The organism is Agromyces sp. SYSU T00194, from assembly GCF_040496035.1.
In the GTDB taxonomy this organism is placed as follows: Bacteria; Actinomycetota; Actinomycetes; order Actinomycetales; family Microbacteriaceae; genus Agromyces; species Agromyces chitinivorans.
Genome location: NZ_JBEPJZ010000001.1, coordinates 1877688 through 1897412, shown reverse-complemented (window position 1 = coordinate 1897412; position 19725 = coordinate 1877688). Strand labels below are relative to the sequence as shown.

Sequence of the window (19725 nt, the reverse complement as noted above, 5' to 3'; positions counted from 1 at the left end):
ATGCGACGAGTGATCCGGGTCCCCGAGGGACCCCAGTACGACGACTCCTACCCGCTCTCCCAGGGCGTCGAGACCGAGACCATGGTCTTCGCCAACGGGATGGCGTTCGACAACGACACCCGCACGCGCATGGCCGAGGCCGTGACGATCGCCGACGAGACGCGCCTCGTGCTCGACGCGCTCGCGGCGATCCTCGCCGACGCCGGTTGCACCATCGCCGACGTCGTGAAGACGACCGTCTACCTCTCGGAGCGCGAGTACTACGACGAGATGAACTCGGTCTACCGGCAGTACTGGGCGCCGGGCGAGTTCCCGACGCGGGCGACCGTGTACGTCGGCATCGGCAGCGAGTGCCGCGTCGAGATCGACGTCGTCGCCGTGAAGCCGGGAGGTGCGCGATGACCACGACTCCCGACTGGGTGATCGGCGCCGAGCGCGGGCCGCGCGAGCTCACCGGCGCATCCGCCCCCGTCTTCGACCCCGCGACCGGCGAGGCCGTCGGCAGCGTCGCGCTCGACGACGTGGCCGGCGTGGAGCTCGCCGTCGCCGCGGCCGCCGAGGCGTTCCCCGGCTGGTCGGCGACACCCGCGACCGTGCGCGCCCGCCGGCTGACCGCGCTCGCCCGTTCGTTCGAGGCGCACGCCGACGAGCTCGCCGCCACCATCACCGCCGACAACGGCAAGACCCTCGCCGATGCGCGCGCCGAGCTGGCCCGCGCCGTCGAGCACCTCGAGGCGGCCGCGACCGCCCCGGCGCTGCTCACCGGCGAGCAGGTGTTCGACATCCTGCCCGGGCTCGACGCGTCGGTGATCCGCGAACCGCTCGGCGTGGTCGCGGTCGTGCCGCCGTTCAACTTCCCGATCATGACCGGGCTCATCTACTGGGCCTGGGCGCTCGCGTGCGGCAACACGGTCGTCGTGAAGCCGAGCGAGCAGGCACCCTACACGCTGGCCCGCGTCGGCGAGCTCGCCCTCGAGGTGGGCTTCCCGCCGGGCGCGTTCAACGTCGTGCACGGCGGACGACCCGTCGTCGAGGCGCTCTGCGACCACCCCGGCATCGCCGCGATCTCGCTCGTCGGCTCGTCGGCGACCGCGGCGGCCGTCTACGCCCGGGCGAGCGCGGCGGGCAAGCGCGTGCACGCCGCCGGCGGCGCGCGCAACCCGATCGTGGTGCTGCCCGACGCCGACCCCGTCGCCACCGCGACGGCCATCGCCGCCAGCGCGTTCACGATGGGCGGCCAGCGCTGCCTCTCCGGCAGCATCGTCGTGACCGTCGGCGAGCGGCACGAGGCGCTCGTCGCCGAGCTCGCGCGCATCGCGGCCGGTCTCACGACGGGGCCGGGGGCGGATGCCTCCACCGACGTGCCCCCGCTGGTCTCGCGCGCGGCCGTGGAGGCGGCTCGCGCCGCGGTCGACGCCGCCGAGGCGGCCGGCGCCGAGGTGCTGGTCGACGGGCGCGAGCGCATCGGCGACGGCGGGTTCTACTTCGGGCCGACGGTGCTCGACGGCGTGCCGGCCGACAGCCCGCTGCTGTCGAGCGAGACGTTCGCGCCGCTCGCCTCGCTCGTCGCGGTCGACACGCTCGACGACGCGGTCGCGCTCGTGAACTCCTCCCCGTTCGGCAACGCCGCGTGCATCTTCACCGCCGACGGCGGCGTCGCTCGGGAGTTCACGCGTCGCGCGGACGTCGGCAACGTCGGCGTCAACGTGAGCGTCGCGGCTCCCACCGCGACGATCGCGTTCGGCGGCCGTCGTGCGTCGTTCCGCGGCGTCATCCATTCCCAGGGCCGCCATGCGGTCGAGTTCTACACCGACGTGAAGTCGGTCTCGACGAAATGGTGAGCCTCGCCGACCCGATCCGGCTCGGGCCCGCTGGGCTGCGCAACCGGGTCTTCGTCGCGCCGCACACGACGAACTTCGGGCAGTCGGGTGACAACCTCGTCACCGATCGACACCTCGACTACCACCGCGCCCGCGCGCGCGGCGGCGCCGGCCTCATCATCACCGAGGGCATCCGGGTGCACCCGACGAGCCTGCGCCGCCTCGGCGTGCACGCGTACGACGACGAGGCGCTGCCCGGCCTCACGGCGCTCGCCGACACCGTGCACGCGGAGGGCGCCGCGCTGTTCGCGCAGCTGCTGCACACGGGCCGCCACTCGGGCGACGAGCACCACGGCTCGTTCGGCGCGGGCCCCACGCCGTGGAGCACCGGCGCCCACGTGCCGCACGCGATGAACCGCCACGACATCCGCACCGTCGTGCAGGGCTTCGCCGACGCCGCGCGCCGCGTCGTGGCCGCGGGCTTCGACGGCATGGAGGTGCACCTCGGCCACGGGCACCTGCTCCAGCAGTTCCTCTCCCCCGTGACGAACCACCGCACCGACGCGTACGGCGGGTCGTTCGCGGGCCGCCTGCGGCTCGCACGCGAGTGCGTCGCCGCCGTGCGCGACGCGGTCGACGGTCATGCCGCCGTCGGCGTGCGCCTCAGCGCCGACGAGTTCCTGCCGGGCGGCCTCACCCCCGACGACACGGTCGCGATCGTGCGCGCCCTGCTCGACGACGGCCCGCTCGACTTCCTGCACGTGAGCCACTCGGCGTACATCGGCGCCGCGTCGCTCGCGACCCAGATGGCCGACATGAGCTGGGGCACCGCGCCGTTCCGCGACCTGCCCGCGCGGTTCTCGCGCGAGTTCCCCGAGATCCCGGTGCTCGCAATCTGCCGCATCGACGACCTCGCCACCGGGCAGGAGATCCTCGACGCGGGCGAGGCGAGCATGGTCGGGTTCGCCCGGGCGCACATCGCCGACCCGGCGCTCGCCTCTCGACCCGGGGGCCCCGCCGCCGGACGCGCGCTGCCGATCACCCCGGTGCGCGCCCGCAGCTGCATCGCCTGCAACCAGGGCTGCAACGCCAACCTCGAGGCGATCGTGCCGATCACGTGCACCGTCAACCCCGCGGTCGGCCGCGAGCGCGCCTGGGACGACGCGGCGGCGGCACCGCGTGCCGGGCGCCGCATCCTCGTCGTCGGTGCCGGGCCCGCCGGGCTCGAGGCGGCGATCACCGCCGACCTGCACGGCCACGAGGTGCGCCTCGTCGATACGCGCGACGCGGTCGGCGGCGGCATCCGCTCCATCGTGCGCGCCCACGGGCGCGAGCGGTTCGGACTGCTGCTCGAGGACCTCGAGGCCGAGCTGTCGCGCAGCACCGTCGACGTCGTGCTCGGCACGACCGCGACCGCCGCCGACATCGTCGCGTGGCGGCCCGACGTGGTCGTGCTGGCCACGGGCGCACTGCCGGACGACACGACGCGGATGCCCCTGGACGGCACGCCCGTGCTCGACGCGGTCGACGTGCTCGCCGACCCGTCGCGCGCCGGCCGCCGGTGCGTGGTGCTCGACGAGACCGGCACCTGGGAGGCGAGCGCCGTGGTGTCGCACCTCGCGGGCCTCGGCGTCGACGTGCACCTCGTCTCCCCCACCGCCGCGTACGCCGCGCAGGTCACCGTGTACTCGCGTCTCGCCCTCGGCGAGCGCCTCACCGAGGCGGGCGTCGCGATCCACACGCTCGGTCGCCTCGCGTCCACCGGCGAGCGCCGGCTCGAGGTGCGTCCCGCGGTCGGCACCGCCGCACCCGTCGCGATCGACGACGTCGACGCGGTCGTGCACGTGCGCCCCGCGCTCGCCCGCACCGAGCTGTTCGACGCGCTCGAGGCCGCCGGATTCGCCGGCGAACTGCACCTCGTGGGCGACGCGTTCGCGCCGCGCACCGTGCAGGAGGCCGTGTACGAGGGCCGCGCCGCCGCCACGGTCGCGGGCGTCGCCGACGCGGGCGTCGCACGCGGCATCGGCGCCCGTGCCCCCTACGCACTGAACGGAGCATCCGCATGACGAACCGACTCGACGGCGTGCGCGCCCTCGTCACCGGCGCCGGCGGCGGCGTCGGCGGCGAACTCGTCGCCCGCCTGCTCGCCGAGGGCGCCTCCGTGGTGCCCGCCGACCTCGCCGCGCCGACACTGCCGGACGCGGCACCCGGCATCGCGCTCGACGTGACCGACGACGACTCGTGCGCGGCCGCCGTCGAGTCCGCCGTGGAACGGCTCGGCGGGCTCGACCTGCTCGTGAACGCCGCCGGCGTGATGGTGCGTAAGGACGCCCTCGCGACCGACACCGCCACCTGGCAGGGCGTGCTCGACGTGAACCTGAGCGGGGTGTACCGCATGTCCCGTGCCGCGTTCGCACCACTCGCGGCCTCCGACCGCGCGGCGATCGTGTCGATCTCGTCGACCCACGCGTTCCTCGCGGCGAAGAACTCCATCGCCTACTCGGTCTCGAAGGCGGGCGTCAGCCACCTCACCCGGCTGCTCGCACTCGAGTGGGCCGAGCACCGCATCCGCGTCAACGCGGTGGCGCCGACCGTGGTGCCCTCGCCCATGACCGCCGACGTGCTCGCCGACCCGGCGTACCTCGCCCGCAAGTTCACGGCCATCCCGCTCGGGGAGCCGATCCCGGCCGCCGCCGTCGCCGGCGCGGTCGCCTACCTGGCGTCGCCCGACGCCGCCCAGATCACGGGCCAGGTGCTCGTACTCGACGGAGGAGAGAGTCTCCCGTGACCCGAACCGAATCACACGCCGCCGCGACCCGGCGGCCCCACGTCGTCGTCGTCGGCGGCGGCGCCGCCGGCCTCGTGCTCGCCGACCGGCTCGCCGACACCGCCCGCGTCACCATCGTCGAGGCGGGCCCCGACGCCGGTTCGCCGCTGCCGGGCTGGCTGCTCGACGACATCACGCTGCCCGACGAGCTGTTCTGGAACCACCTCGACGCCGACACCGGCCGCATCGTGCTGCGCGGCAAGGTCACCGGCGGGTGCACCTCGATCAACGCCGCCGCGGCGCTCCGCGGCCAGCCGTGGGACTTCGACGAGTGGGGCGTGCCCGGTTGGGGCTGGGCCGACCTCGAGCCCTCGTTCGCAGCGATCGAGGCCGACGAGGACTTCGGCGACCGCCCCGGCCACGGCGCCGACGGGCCGCTGCCGATCCGGCGCCTGTCGTTCTCGCCGATCGACGACGCCTTCGCCCGCTGGGCCGATGAGCGCGGGCACGCCTGGGTCGAGGACCAGAACGCGCCGGGCGCGCTCGGCGTCGGGCACTGGCCGACGAACATGATCGGGAACGGCCGCAGGTGGGGCGCGCACGCCGCCTACATGGCGGGGCTGCGCGATCGCATCGAGCTCGTCACGTCGACGACGGTGCGCCGGCTGCGCCTGGTCGACGGCGTCTGCACGGGCGTCGAGGTCGTGGGGCCCGACGGTGCCGCGGTCATCGACGCCGACCACGTCGTGCTCGCCGCCGGCGCCGTGGGATCGCCCGCGATCCTGCTCCGCTCCGGCGTGGGCCCGCGCGCGCTGCTCGAGTCGGTCGGCGTCGACACCGTCGTGGACCGGCCCGCCGTCGGCGCCGACCTGCAGGACCACCCGTGGGCGACCCTCCAGGTCGCGGGCACCGACCCGGATGCCGCCGGGCAGCGCCCGGTCAACGGCAGCCTGCTGCGCTACGAGGTGTCTGCCGACGGGGTGCCCGCCGGCGACCACGTCGAGGTGCACCTCTACCCCCACCAGGCCAGGCCGTACGTGCCCGACGCCGACCCGCGCGACGTGCTCGTCGGCATCGGCCTCATGCGCGCGCACAGCCGCGGCTCCGTCGGCATCGACGCCGTGGGCGAGCCGGTGATCCGCCTCGGACACCTCGCCGAACCCGCCGACCGCGCGGCGTTCACGGCCGTGCTGCACGACGCGGCCGCCTACGTCGACGACATGGTCGCCGCAGGCGTGTTCCTCGAGCCGTCCGACCCGTGGTGGCGCGCCGACGACCCGCTCGCCGCCGCCGAGGAGCGCCTCGAATCGTACGGGCACCTCGTCGGCACCTGCCGCATGGGCACCGACGACGACGCCGTGGTCGACGAGACCCTCGCGGTGCGTGGGCTCCGGGGCGTGTCGATCGCGGATGCATCCGTCATGCCGACCAGCCCGCGCGCGAACACCATGCTCGCGTCGTTCGCCGTCGGCCATCGCGGCGCCGACCTGATCCGCGCCGCCGTCGCCGCAGCCCCGGCGGGCGCCGCGGACACGGCACCCGCCTCCACCCCCACGCCCGACCCGGAACCCCCCGCCGGCTCGACCCCCCAAGGAGATCGCATGACCCTGCTCGACCCCGACCGCATCGCCTCCACGCTGCTCGCCGGCACGGCCGCCCCCGCCACGACCACCGCCGAGGTGCGCGAGGCCGCGACGGGCGCCGTGCTCGGCAGCGTCGCCACCGCGACCCCCGCCGACCTCGACGCGGCCGTCGACCGCCTCGTCGAGGGCCAGCGCCGCTGGGCCGCCACGCCCCAGGCCGAGCGCGCCGCCGTGCTGCTGCGCGCCGCCGACCTGCTCGAGCAGCGCGCCGACGAGCTCGCTCCCTGGTACGTGCGCGAGGCGGGCTGCACCATGGGCTACTCGTACTTCCAGCTGCAGATCGGCGCGCAGTCGCTGCGCGCCGCGGCCGCGCTCACGACCGAACCCGTCGGCGAGCTGTTCCCCTCGGCGCCCGGCCGTCTCAGCATGTCGCGCCGCGTGCCGGTCGGCGTGGTCGGCGTCATCGCGCCGTTCAACTCGCCGCTCTACCTCGCGCTGCGCTCGATCGGCCCTGCCCTCGCGGTCGGCAACGCGGTCGTCGTGAAGCCCGACCCCCGCACCGCCATCACGGGCGGCTCCGTGATCGCCGAGGTGCTGCTCCAGGCGGGCCTGCCCGAGGACGCCCTCGCGGTGCTGCCCGGCGACGGCGCGCTCGGCGCCGCGCTCGTCGCGCACCCGAAGGTGCCGGTCATCGCCTTCACGGGTTCGACCGCGGCCGGTCGCCGCATCGCCGTGGCCGCCGCCGAGCAGATGAAGCGCGTGCACCTCGAGCTCGGCGGCAACTCCGCGCTCGTCGTGTTCGACGACGTCGACCTCGACCAGGCCGCGACGGCCGGCGCGTTCGGCTCGTTCATGCACTCGGGCCAGATCTGCATGGCGTCGAGCCGCCATCTCGTGCACGCGTCGATCGCGAACGAGTACGCTGGGCGCCTCGCCCAGAAGGCCGAGCAGCTGCTCGTCGCGAACCCGTGGCAGAACCCGGCCGCCATGGTCGGCCCGCTCATCGACGCCACCCAGCGCGACGCCGTGCACGAGATCGTGACGGGCACCATCGCGGCCGGCGCGGAGGTCTCGACCGGCGGCACCTACGACGGGCTGCTGTACCGGCCCACCGTGCTCACCGCCGTCACGCCCGGCATGCCCGCCTACGACCGTGAGATCTTCGGCCCGGTCGCGCCGATCACCGCCTTCGAGACCTTCGAGGAGGCCGTCGAGCTCACGAACGGCACCGAGTACGGCCTGTCGGTGGGCGTGCTCACGGGCGACATGTCGCGCGGCCTCGCCTTCGCCGACCGCGTCACCAGCGGCAACGTGCACGTCAACGACCAGACCCTGGTCGACGACGTCATCCAGCCGTTCGGCGGCTTCGGGGCGTCCGGCAACGGCAGTCGCGTCGGCTCGGCGCGCTACAACGCCGACGCCTTCACCGAGCAGCAGTGGGTCACCGCCCGGCCCGACATCGCCCCGTACCCCTACTACGCCTGACCCGTGCAGGTCCGGCGGGCCGCTCCGCCCGGCCCGCCGGACCCGCACGGCCGAACCACCAGAAAGGCACCACCTTGGCACACCTCTACACCGCGCACGCCGCCGTCTCCGGCGGCCGCAACGGCCACGGCCGCACCGACGACGGCCACCTCGACGTCGACCTCCGCCGCCCCGGCGCGATGGGCGGCGAGGGCGGGGCGACCAACCCCGAGCAGCTCTTCGCCGTCGGCTACGGCGCCTGCTTCGAGGGCGCGCTCGCCACCGCCGCCCGCCGCCGGCGGGTCGACGTCGGCACCACCGGGGTCGACGCGATGGTCGAGCTGCACTCGAACGACGACGGGTCGTTCCGCATCGAGGTCGCGCTCGACATCGAGATCCCGATCGAGGATGCCGCGCTGGCCCGCTCGCTCGCGGAGGAGGCGCACCGGCTCTGCCCGTACTCCAACGCGCTGCGCGGCAACGTCGACGTCGCGCTCTCGGTCAACGGCGAGTACCTGGCGGGTCCGCAGTGAACGCCCCGGGCGTCGTGACCGACCCGGTGCAGCTGCGCCGCGCGTTCACGCTCTACCCGCACGGCGTGATGGCCGTCGCGGCCGAGGTCGACGGCCGCCCCGTCGGCCTCGCCGTGAGCGCGTTCGTCTCGGTCTCGCTCGAGCCGCCGCTCGTGCTGCTGTGCTTCGACAAGGCGTCGAGCACCTGGCCGCACCTGCGCGACCTGCCGTCGATCGGCGTGAGCGTGCTGGCCGCGGAGCACGCGTGGCTCGGCCGCCAACTCGCGAGCCGCTCGCGCGACCGCTTCGCCGGTGCCGAGTTCGAGCGCACCGACGAGGGCGCCCTGCTGCTCGCGGGCGCGCCGACCCGCATGGCCTGCTCGATCGAGCAGGTGATCGACGCGGGCGACCACGTGATGGCCCTCATGCGCGTCGACCACTACACGATCGACCCCGACGTCGCGCCCCTCGTCTGGCACGACTCGACGTTCATGGGCGTGACCCCGCTCCCCTGACCCGCGCCCGGTTTCCGAGACCCGTCAAAAACCTGCGTTCCCGCGCCGCATACGGCACGTTCTTGACGGGTCTCACTGCGCGCGCCGGCGAGACCCGTCGAGAACCTGCGCTCTCGCGCCGCATTCGGCACTTTTTCGACGGGTCTCGGGACCACACCGACGAGCGGACGGGCACGACAGGGGGCGGATGCCACGAGGCATCCGCCCGCCCCTCAGCCCTTCAGGCCCGTCTGCGCCAGGCCCTCGACGAACTGCTTCTGCGCGAACACGAACACGATCAGCACGGGCAGCGCGGTGAGCGTCGCCGCGGCGAGCTGGATGTTCCACATCTCGCCGCCGTAGGCGTCGGTGTAGCGGGTCAGCGCCTGCGGCAGCGTGAACAGCTCGGGCGACTGCAGGTAGACGGTCGGCTCGAGGTAGAGGTTCCACACGTTCAGGAACGTGAAGATCGCGACCGCGGCGAGCGCCGAGCGGCTGAGCGGCAGCGCGATGCTCCAGTAGATGCGCCACCGGCCGAGCCCGTCGATGCGGCCGGCCTCCTCGAGTTCGACCGGCAGGGTGATGAAGTACTGCCGCATGATGAACGTCGCCAGCACGCTCGGCGCGCCGAAGGTCGTCACCAGGATCAGCGGCCAGTGGGTGTCGATCATGCCCCACGAGTTGAAGATCTGGAACAGCGGCACGATCGTGACCTCGCTCGGGATGAGCAGTCCGGTCAACACCACCAGGAACAGCAGGTCCTGGCCGGGGAAGCGGATGCGCGCGAACGCGTACCCCGCCATCGACGAGAACAGCATCGTGCCGAGCGTCACCAGCACGGCGATGTACATCGAGTTCCAGTACTGCAGCGCGAACGGCTGCTCGGTGAACGCGCCGACGTAGCCCTCGAGCGTCGGGTTCGACGGCCAGAGCTCGGGCGGGAACGCGAAGATCTCGCTGATCGGCTTCAGCGACGAGGTGAACATCCACCAGGTCGGGAAGACGAACGGCACGGCGAGCAGGCTGAGCGCGCCGTAGAACAGCACCTTGCGGCCGGGGCTCATGCCGCGCTTCCGGCCGGCGGGGCGGGCGGGCGGCATGGCAGGGGCATCCGCGGATGCCTCGGGCTGGAGTGTCACGGACATGGCCGCATCCGCCTCTCGGGAATCGCGTACGGCGATCTGCTCAGGACTCATAGAAGACCCACCTCTTCCGCAGCTGCCACTGGGCGATGGTCAGCACGAGCACGATGCCGAACAGCAGGATCGCCAGCGTCGACCCGTAGCCGAAGTGGTGGAAGTCGAACGCCTGCTGCACGAGGTAGTAGACGAGCACCGTGGTCGAGATGCCCGGCCCGCCCTGCGTGAGCACGGCGATCTGGGCGAAGACCTGCAGCGAGCCCACGATCGTGATGATCGAGGTGAGCAGGATGGTCGGCGAGATGAGGGGCACGGTGATGCGCCAGAAGAGCTGGCGAGCGGATGCCCCATCCATGCGCGCGGCCTCCTGGACCTCCTGCGGCACGCCCTGGAGGGCGGCAAGGAAGAGCACCATGTTGAGGCCGACGTTCTTGAAGACCTGCACGACGATGACCGACGCCATCGCGGTCGGACCCTCGCGCAGCCAGTTCGGGCCGTCGATGCCGACGAGCTGCAGGATGCCGTTGATGCCGCCGTTGTCCTGCAGCAGGAACGACCAGACGATGGTCCACGCCACGAGCGACACCACGACCGGCGAGAAGAAGACGGTGCGGAAGAACGTCATGCCACGCACCTGGCGGTTCAGCAGCACTGCGAGCAGGAGCGCGAGCGCCAAGTTGAAGACCACGAGCCCGATCGAGAAGATCGCCGTCGCCTCCATCACGGGCGCGAGCTTGGGGTCGGTGACGAGCTTCTCGAAGTTCTCCAGCCCGACCCAGCGGAACGTGCCGGCCAGCACGTTCCACTCGTGGAACGAGTACCAGACGATGAGGCCCAGCGGCACCAGCACGAACATCGTGATGCCGAGCAGCTGGGGCGCGACGAACAGGTAGCCCGTGAGCTGGTCGCGCCGCGCGTACGACGGCACGAGGCGTCGTCGTCTCGGGGCGGGGGCGACCCCGGGCCGGGCGTGGGCCCGACCCGGAGTCACCGTGGTGGCGTCGGCCATCGAAGGGGGTTCCTTCCTCAGCCCAGCAGGGGGTCGATCGCGGTGCAGGTCGCGGCGAGCGTACCGGCGATGTCCGCGTCCTCGACCCAGAGGGCGTCGAGCGAGCTGCGGACCTCCTGGCCGATCTCGGCCGAGTCGGTGTGGCTCGGACGCGTCACGCCGATCTCGATGCCCGGGATGACGACGTTCTCGATCTGCTCGGGGGTGAGCGTCGGGTTCGTCGCGGCGAGCGTCTCGACGTTCAGCTGCGAGTTGCGGGGCGGCGGGAAGAACTGCGCGAGCTGCGCCGAGTTCTCGGGGCTGGTGAAGAACGCGAGGAACTCCGCGGCGGCCTGGGCGTGCGCACCGGACGACATCACGCCGATGCCGGCCTGGCCGACCATCGAGTACTCCCCGACGGGGCCCTCGGGCAGCGACAGCAGGTCGAACTCGAACGAGCCGTCGAGCAGCGACGCCCGCGAGATCTGCGTCACGGTGAACGCCGACTCGCCCGCGAAGAAGTCCGCGGTGGTGCCGGGGCCGGGCATCGACATGCTGTCGAACGCCGCATCGTGCAGGAACTCGAACGCCTCGACCATCTCGGGCGAGTCGAACGTGCAGGTCGCGCCGTCGGCGCTCCAGGGCGCGGCGCCCCAGCCCATCCACACCGACGCGAGGTTGTCCCACGTCGTGTAGTCGAAGTCGCGGATGACGAAGCCGGCCTTGCCGGTCTCGGCGTTGACCGTCGATCCGGCGGCGGAGACGCCCTCCCAGTTCCAGTCGCCGGCCGCCTGCATCTCGGCGGCGGTCGGCAGGCCGGCCTCGGCGAGCAGGCTGTCGTTCGCGAACATCACGAACGGCGAGGTCGAGAACGGGTACGCGACGAGCGCGCCGTCGCCGTCGTGCCACAGGGCCGTGGCCGACTCGCTGAGGTCGTCGAACCCGTAGTCGGGGTCGGCCTCGAGCGTCTCGTCGAGCGGGAGGAGCGCGCCCGAGTCGACGAAGTCGGGGGCGGCGTTCTCGAGGATCCACGCCAGGTCGGGAGCCTGACCGCCCGCGATCTGCGTGGTGACGGTCGAGGTGTAGTCCTCGAACGGCAGCGGGTCGAAGGTGATGTCGGTCACCTCCGGGTGGTCCTCCAGGTAGGCGTCCGCGATGGAGTCGAAGAGGGCCAGGTGGTCCTCGTTCGAGGTCCACACGGTCATCCGAAGCTCGAACTCCTCGTCTTCGGTCGCCGCGCCGCCTCCGGAGCATGCGGACAGTGCGAGTGCGGCGGTCGCGCCGAGCGCGAGAGCCGACAGCGCCGTTGCTGATCTCATGGTGTGTCTCTCCTAGTAGCCGGTGACGTCGGCCGGCCAGTGCAGCTCGACGCCTCGTCGTGTGAGCAGGTCCTGGAACTCCGTGAGGAGTGCCGGGTTGGTGCGGATCGTGCGGGGGCGGGACGCGCGATCGAGGCAGAAGGCCGCCAGGCGGCCCGCCGACTCGCCGATGTTCCACTCGACCGGGTGGAGCCGGAGGGCCCCGTTGGTGATGTGGGTGGTACCGACGTTCTTGCTCGCGGGCAGGAGGTTCTCCAGCCTGCGGGGGATCAGGGCTCCGAGGGGGATCTCGAAGGGTCGGGACGGCAGGTCGATGTAGTTGTCGCCGCCTGAGGAGGGATGCAGGTCGATGCGGTACATGCCGACGCCGACCGAGTCGTCGAAGGTGGCGGGGGCGTCGGTGCCGGATGCCGCGATGGACAGGTCGAGCTCGGTGACCGTGGTCTCGGCGAGGATGCGCCGCGACTCGCGGATGTACGGGGCCATCGCGAGCCCGTCGGGCCCCTGCGCGAGGTCGGGGCGCAGCCGGAGTCCCGGGAACCCCGTGCCGCCGTCGGGCCGGGGGGCCTCGGTCTGCAGCCAGTACAGCATCGAGAGCGACTGCTGCCGGGCGTCGTGCTCGCGGGCGGCGCGCACGTCGTCGGGCACGTCGACGATCGTGCCCTCGACGTGGTCGATCATGGGCCAGTTCACGAGCACGACGTCGCTCTCGTACGTGCCGGGCGCGAAGTTGTGGCGGGCGATGATGCGACGGAAGGTCCACAGCTCGCGGTCGCCCGCGTCCTCGCGCTGGTCGGCGACGAGGTCGCCGGCGGGCTCGACGTTGGGGCTGAACGTGCGGGTGACGGTCTCGAGGGTGCGCGGGTCGGGCCCGGTGAGCGAGATCATCGGCGCGCCCCAGTAGTCGGGCTGCGCGGTGCGCCACCGGTCGTACTGCTCGGGCCGGTCGATGGTGTGGTCGCCGTCGACGTGGTCGACGATGAAGCACCAGCTGAACGCCTGCTGGTTGTCGGGCTGCGCGACCTCCGGGGCGCTGGGCTCCCCCGTGTCGGCGCGCGACTCGAACCCGGTGACGTACTCGGCGCCCGTGAGCGGCAGCAGGTCGCCGAGCTCGGTCGCGTCGATCACGTACGCCGCGGTCACGGTCGTCTCGTGCCCGTCGTCGAGGCCGCGCAGGGTCACGGCCTCGACGACGTCGCCGTCCACGTGGGCGGCGACCGGCACGGCCGGCTGGAGGATGCGCAGCCGACCGGAGGCCCGGAACGGCGCGAGCATCGACTCGAGCACGGCGACGCCGACCAGGGGTTCGGCGCAGACGCGCCCGACGAGCCCCGCGCCGGGGTTGAGGTGGGCGTCGGCCCGCGCGGCATCCGTCAGCGGGTAGTGCCGGCGGTAGTAGTCGCGGATGCCGTCGCGTGCGGCCCGGTAGCGGGCCGTCGCCCCGAAGGACTCGATCCAGGTGTGTTCGTCCATGGGGACGCCCTGACTCGTGAGCTGGCCTCCCAACCAGCGGTACTCCTCCGTGAGGACGACCGTGCGGCCGTCCTCGAGCGCGCCGATCGCTGCGGCGACCCCGCCCAGGCCTCCGCCGACGACCAGTACGTCGGCGTGGAGTTCGGTTGCGGGTCGGGCGGTCATGCGGCGTCCTCCGGGGCGACGAGGGTGGCGCCTGCCATCACGGGGCAGGCGAGGGTCTGGCGCAGCTCGACCTCGGGCACGTCGTCGTGCGGGTCGAGCATGCGGGCGAGCAGGGTGGTCGCGGCGCTGGCCAGCGCGGTGCGCGGCGGGCTCAGGCGCGTGAAGTCGTCGGCTGCGCCGTTCGGGCGGGCCGCGTCGCCGAGCACGATCATCGAGAGGGCCCCGGGCACTGCGACACCGGATGCCTCGGCCAGAGCGCGCAGGCGCCGGGCCGTCGCGTGCGTCTCGACGACCAGCACGGTGCATCCGCTCGCCCGCACCTGCTCCCAGGCCCGCTGGAGGGCCTGGTCGTCGGCGCCGTCGGCGGGGATCGCGACCAGCGCGTCGGCCGCCTCCGCGCCGCCGCGGCGCTCGAGCTCGCCGACCACGCCGTCACGACGGTCGACGACCGACTCGCCGGTGCTGTCGACGTGCACGTAGGCGAACCGGCGGTGGCCGAGCTCCCAGGCGGTGCCGACGAGCTCGGCGGCGCCCGTCGTGTAGTCGATGGCGACGTAGGGCACGCCCTCGACGTCGCGGCGACCGACGGCGACGAACGGGAAGCCGTCGGCGACGAGCCGTGCGAGCTCGTCGGGGTCCATCTCGATGCCGAGCAGGAGGCATCCGTCGGCCAGCCGCAGGCGGTTGTTCTCGTGCAGCAGGCGGCGGGTGCCGTCGACGACCGGGGCGCTCGTGAACAGCAGCAGGTCGCAGCCGAGCTCCTCGGCCGTGCCCTCGATGCCGCTGAGGAGCGGCGCGTAGAAGTCCTGGCTCGCGGTCGGGAATGCGGGCTCGTAGGTGAAGACGCCGAAGATCTTGTTGCCGAGGCCGGCGAGGCGGCGCGCGGCGGGATCGGCCACGTAGCCGGTCTCCTTGAGCACCTGCAGCACGCGGTCGCGGGTCTCCTCGGGGATGCGCGAGGCGGCGTCGGCCTTCTCGTTCAGCACGAGGGAGACGGTCGCCTGGCTGACGCCGGCGAGCTCGGCGATGCGGCGCTGCGTGATGCGGCGCGGGGAGGTCTGGGAAGTCGTCATCGAGATCCTTCTGGGGTCTTGATCTGCGGTGCTAATCCGCATTAGCGTTGACGGTACCGGATGCTAATACGGATTAGCAACCCCGAGTTCAGGATTCCCCGGAAGTCGCCGCCCGCCGCCGGAGGATCCCTCGTGGCATCCGCTCGAGTCGGCCCGACGGGCCGCTGGGGCCGGGTCCGGTTCGCGTATCGAAGGAGCTATGCATGTCTGCACGCCGGCGCTTCCGCGCCGCCATCACCGCCGCGATCGCCGCACTGGTGATCGCCCCGCTCGCCGCCACGGCACCCGCCAACGCCGTCGAGCCGTTCCCCGAGTTCGTCTACCAGGGGGTCATCACCGACAAGTCGGAGATGCTCTACAACCCGACGAACGAGTTCATCTTCCCGAGCGTGTTCCACGCGGGCGAGTACCTCGACGACCCGCTCGGCGAGTGGTACCTCTACCTCGCGCCGCACGACCGCCCGGCGGGCATCATGCTGATGTACGCCGACAGCCTCGACGGGCCGTGGACCGAGTACGGGGCCAACCCGATCATCGCGAGCGATTGGGCCCCGTACTACGACGTGTCGCACGTCTCCTCCCCCGACGCGATCTGGAACGAGGAGGCCGGAGAGGTCTACCTCTACTTCCACGGGGAGAACTCGATCACCCGCTACGCCACGAGCACCGACGGCGTGAGCTTCGACTACGGCGGCACCGCCGTGACGAACGCCATGGGCGGATCGACCGAGACGAGCTACGCGCGCGTGTTCGAGCATCCCGACCCGGCATCCGAGTACGCCTACGCCATGTTCTACATGGCGAACTTCTCCGACAACCACCGGCGCCTGAAGGTCGCCGAGTCGGTCGACGGCGAGACCTGGGTCGTGCGCCCGGGAATCCTCGTCGAGCCCGAGTCGGGCGACAGCGGCAACGTCTCGGGAGGCAACCTCTACGAGTACGAGGGCCAGCTGTACGTGATCTACCACAACTCCGCGGGCAAGGTCATGGCGCGCACCATCGACGAGACACTCACCGATGTGGGGCCGTCGCAGCTGCTGCACAGGTCCACCGGCGTGGGCGACGACATCGGCCGTACGGCCGCGCCCGAGATCGTGACCGACGGCGAGTTCAGCTACCTCTTCTACGAGTCGGGCGACCGGCTCGGCGCGACCATCGCGTGGGCGAAGGCCGGCCCCGGCGTCGAGGGCCCTGGCGGGCCCGGCGACCCCGGTGACCCGGGCGACCCCGACCCCGTCGCCTGGCCGGTCGACCCCGACAACCCGGTGTTCGAGCAGTGCGCGGCGGAGGGCTCCGACGAGTTCGACGGCACCGAGCTGGTCGACGGCACCGAGCTGTCGGATGTCTGGGACCGCGTCGTGCGCGAGGAGACCGCGCGTCACGTGGTCGCCGACGGCGTACTGTCGATCCCGGCGTACCCGAGCGGCGTCTCGGGCGCCTCGCTCCCCCAGCAGGAGCTGCCCGAGGGCCCGTGGCAGGTGACCACGAAGGTCACGATCGACGTGGCCGAGCGCTTCCAGCAGGCGGGACTCCTGCTCTACGCATCCGACACCGTGTACGGCAAGTTCGACCTCGGCCGGGCGACCCCGGGCAAGACGCTCGAGGTGGTGCAGTACGTCAACGGCAACAACCGCCAGGACACCGCCGCGCCCGCCGTGCCCGAGGCCGACACCGTCTGGCTGCGCATGACCAGCGACGGCGTGCAGATCCAGTCGAGCGTGTCGTACGACGGCGCCGCGTTCAGCGACTACGGCAGGCCCTTCGTGCTCTCGGAGACCGGGTTCACGCACATCGGCCCGTACGCGTTCCGCGGCGCCACCGGTGCCGAGGAGATCGCCGGCGAGTTCGACTGGTTCCGCTGGTCGCCGACGCCCGAGGCGTACGAGGCGTGCCTCGCCGACGCGCTGCCCGACGACGCCGAGACCGCCGCTCCGGGGAAGGCGTCGCTGACGTCGACCAGCGGGTGGGAGCACGGCCTCGACGACGGCAACTTCGACGTGCGCATGGACCTCTGGTGGGGCACCAACGCCACCCGGTTCCGCCTGTACCAGGACGACGAACTGATCGCGTCGGTGCCGCTCGAGCCCGCGTCGCCGCAGGCGCAGCACGCGGTCGTGCCGATCGAGGGGCTGCCGAACGGCACCTACGAGTTCCGCGGTGAGCTCGCGAACTCGCAGGGCACGACGCCGACGAAGTCGATCACGGTGAAGGTGACGGATGCCTCGCCGGGCGAGCCCGTGCTCTCGCACGACGACTACGACGGCGACGGCACCTTCACGCTCTCGGCCGACCTGTGGTGGGGCACCAACGCCGACGCGTGGCGCCTGCTGCAGGACGGCGTCGAGGTCGCTGCCGGCGAGCTGACCGCGGCGACGCCCGAGGCGCAGCACGTCGAGGTGCCGTTCACCGGCCTCGAGGGCGCACACGAGTTCGTGATCGAGTTCTCCAACGGCGCGGGCACGACCGCGTCGGAGCCGCTCACGGTCGGGTGAGCCCGGCGGCTGCGGTGCGCGTCGCTCGGCGCGCACCGCAGCCGCCCCACCGAGTGGAGGGTCGCCGACGCCGCGAGCAGGGCCGAGCGGATGCCTCCGGCGAGCCCTGCCCCGCGCTAACGTGAGCACATGGAGATCCTGCGCGGCATCGTCGTCCTCATCCACCTCGTCGGGTTCGCCACCCTCTTCGGCGCCTGGGTCGTCGAGGCGTTCGGCAAGCGGGGCGTCTCGCGCGTCATGAACTGGGGCCTCGCGATCGCCGCGGTCGCCGGTCTCGCGCTGGCCGCGCCGTGGGGCATCGAGTGGGAGCTGAACTACACCAAGCTCGCCGTGAAGCTCGTGATCCTGGTGGTCATCGGCGCCCTCATCGGCATCGGGGCCGGCCGCCAGCGCAAGTCGGGCTCGGTGCCGCCGGCGATCTTCTGGTCGATCGGCGTGCTCACGCTCGCCAACGCCGGCATCGCCGTGCTCTGGCGCTGACGCCCCACGTCCCCCGAGCGAGCGCACCGCGCAGCTGCGCGAGCTCGGCTCGCCCTCAGGCGACGCGGTCGAGCACGAGCGCGGCCGGGAACCGCGCGAGCACCGGGCGGAAGGGCCAGCGCGCCAGCGGCGAGGCATCCGCGCCCTCGACGACCCGCGGGGCGTGCAGCTCGACCTCGCGGCCCTTCCAGCGCAGCGTCGCGCCGCCGGCGGCCAGCACGTTGCGCGCCCAGTTCGTGCGCGCGCCCCAGGGCAGCCCGATCATGACGATCGACCGGTCGCGGGTCGGCACGACCGCGATCGGCGTCGCGTAGTCGGTGCCGCTGCGGCGCCCGCGGTGGCGGATCAGCGCCCAGAGCGGCACGAAGCGCCGGCCCGCGAGCGCGCTCGCGATCGGCGCGGTCGCGTCCACGAGCCGGCGCGGCGGGCCCGGCGTGCGGGCTGAGGGCCGTTCCTCGGCCTGAGGGCGAGATCTTCCGCCCTCAGACGAAGAATCGGCCCTCAGGCGCGGCTCGACCGCGGGTTGCGGGTCGGTTCGGGTCGGTTCGGTGGTTCGGTCCATACCCAGGAGACGGATGACCCGTGGCCGATGTGACACGTCGGCACGAGGCATCCGCCCCCTTGCGTCACACCCGTCGCCGGTGGATCGTCGGAACCGTCATGAACGAATTCGCCGAGCTGTGGAGCGCGCACCGTGTCGTCGTGCGCGACGTCGCCTACCGGGTGCTGGGGTCGGTGGCCGATGCCGAGGACGTCACCCAGGAGACCTACGTGCGCCTGCTCGCCCGCATCGACGACCCCGACGCGGCCCCGCTCGACGCGCCGCGCGCGTGGCTCGTGACGGTCGCGTCGCGCCTGGCGATCGACCGGCTGCGCGCGCACGAGCACGCGCGGCGCGCCTACGTCGGCCCCTGGCTGCCCGAACCCGTCGTCACCGACGAGCGCACGCTGCCCGAGGACCGCGTCACCCTCGACGACTCGGTGCGCATGGCGCTGCTCGTCGTACTCGAGCAGCTCTCGCCCGCCGAACGCACCGCGTTCCTGTTGCACGACGTCTTCGACCTCGGGTTCGATCGCATCGCCGAGGTGCTGGGCGTGAGCCCGGCGGCCGCCCGGCAGTCGGCGTCGCGGGCGCGGAAGCGCATCGCCGCGGAGGGCGACGCGCGCTTCCCGGTCGACCCCGTGACCGCCAGGCGATTGACGGAGCGGTTCGCCGCAGCGGCATCCGACGGCGACCTCGACGGCCTGGCCGCGGTGCTCGCCGCCGATGCGACCGGCCACTTCGACTCGGGCGGGTACTTCCCGGGTGCCCCGGAGGGCACGCTGCACGGCGCCGACCCGGTCGCACGGCAACTGCTCGCCGGCGTCGGCGGGCTGGGGCTCGTATTCGAGGTCGCCGAGGTGAACGGCGAGCCCGGCGTCGTCGTGCGCCGACACGGCCGCGCGGTCACGGTGATCGCGCTCGAGTTCGCGGGCGAGGCCATCACGGCGATCCACGGCATCGGCAACCCGGCGAAGCTCGCGCACGTGCGCTGAGGCGCCCGGACTACGCCCAGCCGAGCTCGCGGAGCCGGGCGTCGTCGAGCCCGAAGTAGTGCCCGATCTCGTGCACGAGCGTCACGCGCACCCGGAGCCGCAGGGCGTCGAGGTCGTCGCTGTGCTCGGCCAGGTTGTTGCGGTACAGCGTGATGCGGTCGGGCAGCTCGCCGAGCCCGTAGACGCCCCGGGTCGTGAGCGGATGCCCGCGGTACTGTCCGAACAGGCGGGGTCGCTGCGCGAGCGGCTGGTCCTCGAACGTGATCGCGACGTTGGCGAGCCCGCGCACCATGTCGTCGGGCAGCGCGTCGAACACCTCGCCGATCAGGCGCTCGAAGTCGTCGTCGGAGATCGCGACCATGGGTCCATTCTGCGCCCGCGCGCCTGCGCGCGCTCGGCAGCGAGCCGCTGCGCACCGTC

The 19725-nt window shown here is 72.9% G+C and carries 17 protein-coding genes; 10 read left to right on the top strand and 7 right to left on the bottom strand.

From position 1 onward, the window contains the following. The 7 genes from ABZK10_RS08700 (at window position 1) to ABZK10_RS08670 (ending at window position 8661) form a co-directional block, all read left to right on the top strand. Window positions 1-402: a RidA family protein gene (locus ABZK10_RS08700; RefSeq protein ID WP_353808789.1), complete on the top strand. Its 402-nt coding sequence runs from the start codon at window positions 1-3 to the stop codon at window positions 400-402. Continuing rightward, window positions 399-1841 carry an aldehyde dehydrogenase family protein gene (locus ABZK10_RS08695; RefSeq protein WP_353808788.1) on the top strand — a complete coding sequence of 481 codons (1443 nt, stop codon included), beginning with the start codon at window positions 399-401 and terminating at the stop codon, window positions 1839-1841. Before ABZK10_RS08700 ends, ABZK10_RS08695 begins: the two co-directional genes overlap by 4 nt. Beyond that, window positions 1838-3886, top strand: a complete 2049-nt coding sequence (locus ABZK10_RS08690) for an oxidoreductase (protein ID WP_353808787.1) — start codon at window positions 1838-1840, stop codon at window positions 3884-3886. The genes ABZK10_RS08695 and ABZK10_RS08690 overlap by 4 nt, the downstream gene beginning before the upstream one ends. After that, window positions 3883-4608, top strand: coding sequence for an SDR family NAD(P)-dependent oxidoreductase (locus ABZK10_RS08685; protein ID WP_353808786.1), 726 nt, complete (start codon window positions 3883-3885; stop codon window positions 4606-4608). Before ABZK10_RS08690 ends, ABZK10_RS08685 begins: the two co-directional genes overlap by 4 nt. Beyond that, window positions 4605-7655: an aldehyde dehydrogenase family protein gene (locus ABZK10_RS08680; RefSeq protein ID WP_353808785.1), complete on the top strand. Its 3051-nt coding sequence runs from the start codon at window positions 4605-4607 to the stop codon at window positions 7653-7655. Before ABZK10_RS08685 ends, ABZK10_RS08680 begins: the two co-directional genes overlap by 4 nt. Before the next feature lie 74 nt (window positions 7656-7729). Then, a complete protein-coding gene (locus tag ABZK10_RS08675; RefSeq protein WP_353808784.1) occupies window positions 7730-8167 on the top strand; it encodes an organic hydroperoxide resistance protein in 438 nt (145 codons plus the stop codon). Then, window positions 8164-8661 (top strand): flavin reductase family protein, encoded by a 498-nt coding sequence (locus ABZK10_RS08670; RefSeq protein WP_353808783.1) that lies wholly within the window; start codon window positions 8164-8166, stop codon window positions 8659-8661. Before ABZK10_RS08675 ends, ABZK10_RS08670 begins: the two co-directional genes overlap by 4 nt. A gap of 212 nt (window positions 8662-8873) precedes the next feature. Here the strand turns inward: ABZK10_RS08670 and ABZK10_RS08665 are convergent, their stop codons facing one another. The 5 genes from ABZK10_RS08665 to ABZK10_RS08645 are packed head-to-tail and all read right to left on the bottom strand — an operon-like array spanning window position 8874 to window position 14797. Then, window positions 8874-9785, bottom strand: coding sequence for a carbohydrate ABC transporter permease (locus ABZK10_RS08665; protein ID WP_353808782.1), 912 nt, complete (start codon window positions 9783-9785; stop codon window positions 8874-8876). Between the two features lie 40 nt (window positions 9786-9825). After that, complete coding sequence (locus ABZK10_RS08660) at window positions 9826-10788, bottom strand: carbohydrate ABC transporter permease (RefSeq protein WP_353808780.1); 963 nt, start codon at window positions 10786-10788, stop codon at window positions 9826-9828. A 17-nt stretch (window positions 10789-10805) separates the two neighbouring features. Beyond that, on the bottom strand, window positions 10806-12086 hold the full coding sequence (locus ABZK10_RS08655; RefSeq protein WP_353808779.1) for an ABC transporter substrate-binding protein: 1281 nt from the start codon (window positions 12084-12086) through the stop codon (window positions 10806-10808). A 12-nt stretch (window positions 12087-12098) separates the two neighbouring features. After that, window positions 12099-13724 carry an FAD-dependent oxidoreductase gene (locus tag ABZK10_RS08650; protein ID WP_353808778.1) on the bottom strand — a complete coding sequence of 542 codons (1626 nt, stop codon included), beginning with the start codon at window positions 13722-13724 and terminating at the stop codon, window positions 12099-12101. Next, window positions 13721-14797: a LacI family DNA-binding transcriptional regulator gene (locus tag ABZK10_RS08645; protein ID WP_353808777.1), complete on the bottom strand. Its 1077-nt coding sequence runs from the start codon at window positions 14795-14797 to the stop codon at window positions 13721-13723. The genes ABZK10_RS08650 and ABZK10_RS08645 overlap by 4 nt, the downstream gene beginning before the upstream one ends. A gap of 203 nt (window positions 14798-15000) precedes the next feature. Here ABZK10_RS08645 and ABZK10_RS08640 point away from each other — a divergent pair, with 203 nt between their 5' ends. Together ABZK10_RS08640 and ABZK10_RS08635 are read left to right on the top strand one after the other, a co-directional pair. Then, on the top strand, window positions 15001-17289 hold the full coding sequence (locus ABZK10_RS08640; protein ID WP_353808776.1) for a beta-xylosidase family glycoside hydrolase: 2289 nt from the start codon (window positions 15001-15003) through the stop codon (window positions 17287-17289). A gap of 129 nt (window positions 17290-17418) precedes the next feature. Beyond that, window positions 17419-17769, top strand: a complete 351-nt coding sequence (locus ABZK10_RS08635) for a Fe-S protein (RefSeq protein ID WP_353808775.1) — start codon at window positions 17419-17421, stop codon at window positions 17767-17769. A gap of 55 nt (window positions 17770-17824) precedes the next feature. Here ABZK10_RS08635 and ABZK10_RS08630 read toward each other — a convergent pair whose 3' ends face one another. Continuing rightward, window positions 17825-18181 carry a nitroreductase family deazaflavin-dependent oxidoreductase gene (locus tag ABZK10_RS08630; protein WP_353808774.1) on the bottom strand — a complete coding sequence of 119 codons (357 nt, stop codon included), beginning with the start codon at window positions 18179-18181 and terminating at the stop codon, window positions 17825-17827. 248 nt (window positions 18182-18429) lie between these two features. Between ABZK10_RS08630 and ABZK10_RS08625 the strand changes: the two genes are divergently transcribed. Next, window positions 18430-19305 carry a sigma-70 family RNA polymerase sigma factor gene (locus ABZK10_RS08625; protein WP_353808773.1) on the top strand — a complete coding sequence of 292 codons (876 nt, stop codon included), beginning with the start codon at window positions 18430-18432 and terminating at the stop codon, window positions 19303-19305. Between the two features lie 10 nt (window positions 19306-19315). Here ABZK10_RS08625 and ABZK10_RS08620 read toward each other — a convergent pair whose 3' ends face one another. Next, complete coding sequence (locus ABZK10_RS08620) at window positions 19316-19666, bottom strand: metallopeptidase family protein (protein WP_353808772.1); 351 nt, start codon at window positions 19664-19666, stop codon at window positions 19316-19318. Window positions 19667-19725: the final 59 nt, after the last annotated feature.

Bases quoted from the DNA above. Each gene is read 5' to 3' on its own strand.
- ABZK10_RS08660 (WP_353808780.1), bottom strand. From the start codon at position 10,788: ATGGCCGACGCCACCACGGTGACTCCGGGTCGGGCCCACGCCCGGCCC.
- ABZK10_RS08685 (WP_353808786.1), top strand. From the start codon at position 3,883: ATGACGAACCGACTCGACGGCGTGCGCGCCCTCGTCACCGGCGCCGGC.
- ABZK10_RS08620 (WP_353808772.1), bottom strand. From the start codon at position 19,666: ATGGTCGCGATCTCCGACGACGACTTCGAGCGCCTGATCGGCGAGGTG.
- ABZK10_RS08700 (WP_353808789.1), top strand. From the start codon at position 1: ATGCGACGAGTGATCCGGGTCCCCGAGGGACCCCAGTACGACGACTCC.
- ABZK10_RS08635 (WP_353808775.1), top strand. From the start codon at position 17,419: ATGGAGATCCTGCGCGGCATCGTCGTCCTCATCCACCTCGTCGGGTTC.
- ABZK10_RS08640 (WP_353808776.1), top strand. From the start codon at position 15,001: ATGTCTGCACGCCGGCGCTTCCGCGCCGCCATCACCGCCGCGATCGCC.
- ABZK10_RS08665 (WP_353808782.1), bottom strand. From the start codon at position 9,785: ATGTCCGTGACACTCCAGCCCGAGGCATCCGCGGATGCCCCTGCCATG.
- ABZK10_RS08655 (WP_353808779.1), bottom strand. From the start codon at position 12,086: ATGAGATCAGCAACGGCGCTGTCGGCTCTCGCGCTCGGCGCGACCGCC.
- ABZK10_RS08650 (WP_353808778.1), bottom strand. From the start codon at position 13,724: ATGACCGCCCGACCCGCAACCGAACTCCACGCCGACGTACTGGTCGTC.
- ABZK10_RS08625 (WP_353808773.1), top strand. From the start codon at position 18,430: ATGAACGAATTCGCCGAGCTGTGGAGCGCGCACCGTGTCGTCGTGCGC.
- ABZK10_RS08645 (WP_353808777.1), bottom strand. From the start codon at position 14,797: ATGACGACTTCCCAGACCTCCCCGCGCCGCATCACGCAGCGCCGCATC.
- ABZK10_RS08695 (WP_353808788.1), top strand. From the start codon at position 399: ATGACCACGACTCCCGACTGGGTGATCGGCGCCGAGCGCGGGCCGCGC.